This is a genomic window from Candidatus Protofrankia californiensis, assembly GCF_900634765.1.
Classification (GTDB): Bacteria; Actinomycetota; Actinomycetes; order Frankiales; family Frankiaceae; genus Protofrankia; species Protofrankia californiensis.
The window spans coordinates 14,771-17,077 of record NZ_CAAAFT010000272.1 but is presented as its reverse complement, the minus strand read 5'-3'; the positions used below and the strand labels follow the sequence as shown (position 1 = coordinate 17,077).

Below are 2,307 nucleotides of genomic sequence, written 5' to 3'. Positions count from 1 at the left end.
AGTTCGGCGTCACGGGGTAGGTAGATGATCCGATAGTCCCCGACCCGCAGGCACAGGTGTCCGGGTCGGCCGACGACCGCCTTGTAGCCGGCGGGGCGAGGATCATCAGCTAACGCGACGATGGCGGCTTCAATACGCCGGCGAGCCGGCTGCGAGATCTTCCGGAGTTCCCGCCAGGCGCCCGGGCGGACCTCGATCTTGTAGGACGCCACAGCCAGGTCAGGATGCGAGTAGGTCGGTGTCGCCGAACTCGGCCAACACGACCTCGAGTGGGATGTTCTCCCCGGGCTCGGCCCAGGCGGCGTCGATCGCCTGGCGGTCGGCTTCCTGCTCGGCTTCCGGGTAATCCTCGTCGTCCCACAATGGGATGGTGTCGGGTTCGTTCACACGATCACGGTACGCTGGCAGGTCTGGGCGGGCAGAAGACATGCTCACGTTCTCGCGGGGCGGGGCCTGGTCAACCTCACGTCCACCTCGCCAGACCAGGTCCGCGCGACAGCGGCGTGGGCAGGCGAACTGGACATCGACTGCCTCGACGGGGTGATCATGACTCCCGCCCCGGCCATCGGGCAGCCAGCTGCCCTCGTCCTGTACAGCGGACCGCAAGCCGCTTACCAGGCGTACTGACCGCGTCCAGGGCCGTCGTACAGCGGGCCATCGACGTGGGCCGCGGCGCCGACGGGCTGTCCCGGCTGGCCGACGTGCCCATCAACCCGATACGGAAGGAAGCGGGCTGACGGTCGTCGCGGGACACACCGGCGGCTGGCCCCTGGCCCACTGGTAGACACATGACGATATGAGTACAGAAAGTAACGATCTTGTTATTCTTCGTGACGTCAGGGTGTGCATGGTGACGCCCACCGGTTCTACGGAGCGGAGAAGCGACGATGTCCGGTCAACGATGGCAGGCCAGGATATGGGCGGCGATGTTGGCTGCGGTCGGAGCGATGCTCCTGCCGGCAGCTGCTGTGGCTTCCCCGTCCGGACTGGGAGTAACAGGATCGGGGACGCCAGGAGCGCGCGTCCCATTGGATGCGCTTCCGCCGTCCGCTGCCGGTGCTGTCCACGGGTGGGGTATCCGGCCACGGGCCGGCACGCTGTACGCCTGGGGCCGGAACAACACCGGCCTGTTCGGGAACGGCACCACCACCGACAGCTCGGTGCCCGTGCGGGTTTCCGGTCTGACGGGGGTCCGCGCCATCGCCGGCAGCAAATCCAGAGACACCAAGTATGTGTTGCGCTGGGACGGCACGGTCTGGGCCTGGGGTAAGAACAGCTACGGCCAGTTGGGGAACGGCACCACCACCGACAGCCTGGTGCCGGTGCGGGTTTCCGGTCTGACCGGAGTCCGCGCCATCGCCGACAGCGGAGTCACAGGGTATGCGTTGCGCCGGGACGGCACGGTCTGGGCCTGGGGTCATAACGCGCAGGGTAACTTGGGGAACGGCACCACCACCGACAGTTCGGTGCCGGTGCGGGTTTCCGGCCTGACCGGGGTCACCGCCATCGCCGGCAGCGGGGATACGGCGTATGCGCTGCGTCGGGACGGTACCGTATGGGCCTGGGGTGGCAACTTCTTCGACGGATTGGGCCCTCTCCCCGATCCCACTCTCTTCACGTCGGTGCCGATACAGGTTTCCGGTCTGACCGGCGTCACCGCCATCGCCGGCGGCGGCCTCTCCGCGTATGTGCTGCGTTCCGACGGCACGGTCTGGGCCTGGGGCGGCAACAACGTCGGCCAGTTGGGGAACGGGCATGGCGGCGTCGGCAGCCGGACTCCGATACCGGCACAGGTTTCCGGCCTGACCGGCGTCACCACCATCGCTGCCGGCCCATATACGGCGTATGCGGTGCGTTCCGATGGCACGCTCTGGGCCTGGGGTCAGAACTGGAACGGCCAGCTGGGGATCGGCACCATCTCCATACCCGGCCTCGAGGTGACGCTGCCGGTGCAGGTCTCCGGTCTGACCGGGGTCACCGCCATCGCCGGCGGTGATGAGAACGGATATGCGCTGCGTTCCGACGGCACGGTCTGGGCCTGGGGCAGCAACAACTACGGTCAGCTGGGGAACGGCACCACCGGTGACGACGTCCCGGTGCCGGTACAGGTTCCCGGTCTGATCGGGGTCACCGCCATCGGCGCCGGTTGGGGCACCGGATACGCGATTACGTCTTTCTTCGCGGCGCATGGGCAGCCGCAGGGCCGTTAACTGACGGCGGCAAGACCGCGGAGGCATCGCTGCCCGACCTTCCATGACACGCACGCCAGCGCGTGGGCGAGGCTTCCTCTTGCCCACGCGCTGGCCA

The 2,307-nt window shown here is 67.8% G+C and carries 3 protein-coding genes; 1 reads left to right on the top strand and 2 read right to left on the bottom strand.

Features of this window, described 5'->3' with window-relative positions; translation table 11 throughout:
* Positions 1 to 212, bottom strand: a 212-nt coding sequence (locus DD1DGNOD_RS14980) for a type II toxin-antitoxin system RelE family toxin (protein ID WP_131770410.1), incomplete at its 3' end; no start/stop codon positions are given.
* A gap of 7 nt (positions 213 to 219) precedes the next feature.
* A complete protein-coding gene (locus DD1DGNOD_RS27085; RefSeq protein ID WP_165036744.1) occupies positions 220 to 387 on the bottom strand; it encodes a hypothetical protein in 168 nt (55 codons plus the stop codon).
* Positions 388 to 1,028: 641 nt separating this feature from the next.
* Here DD1DGNOD_RS27085 and DD1DGNOD_RS14975 point away from each other — a divergent pair.
* Positions 1,029 to 2,210: an RCC1 domain-containing protein gene (locus DD1DGNOD_RS14975; RefSeq protein WP_241255740.1), complete on the top strand. Its 1,182-nt coding sequence runs from the start codon at positions 1,029 to 1,031 to the stop codon at positions 2,208 to 2,210.
* The last annotated feature ends 97 nt before the right edge of the window (positions 2,211 to 2,307 follow it).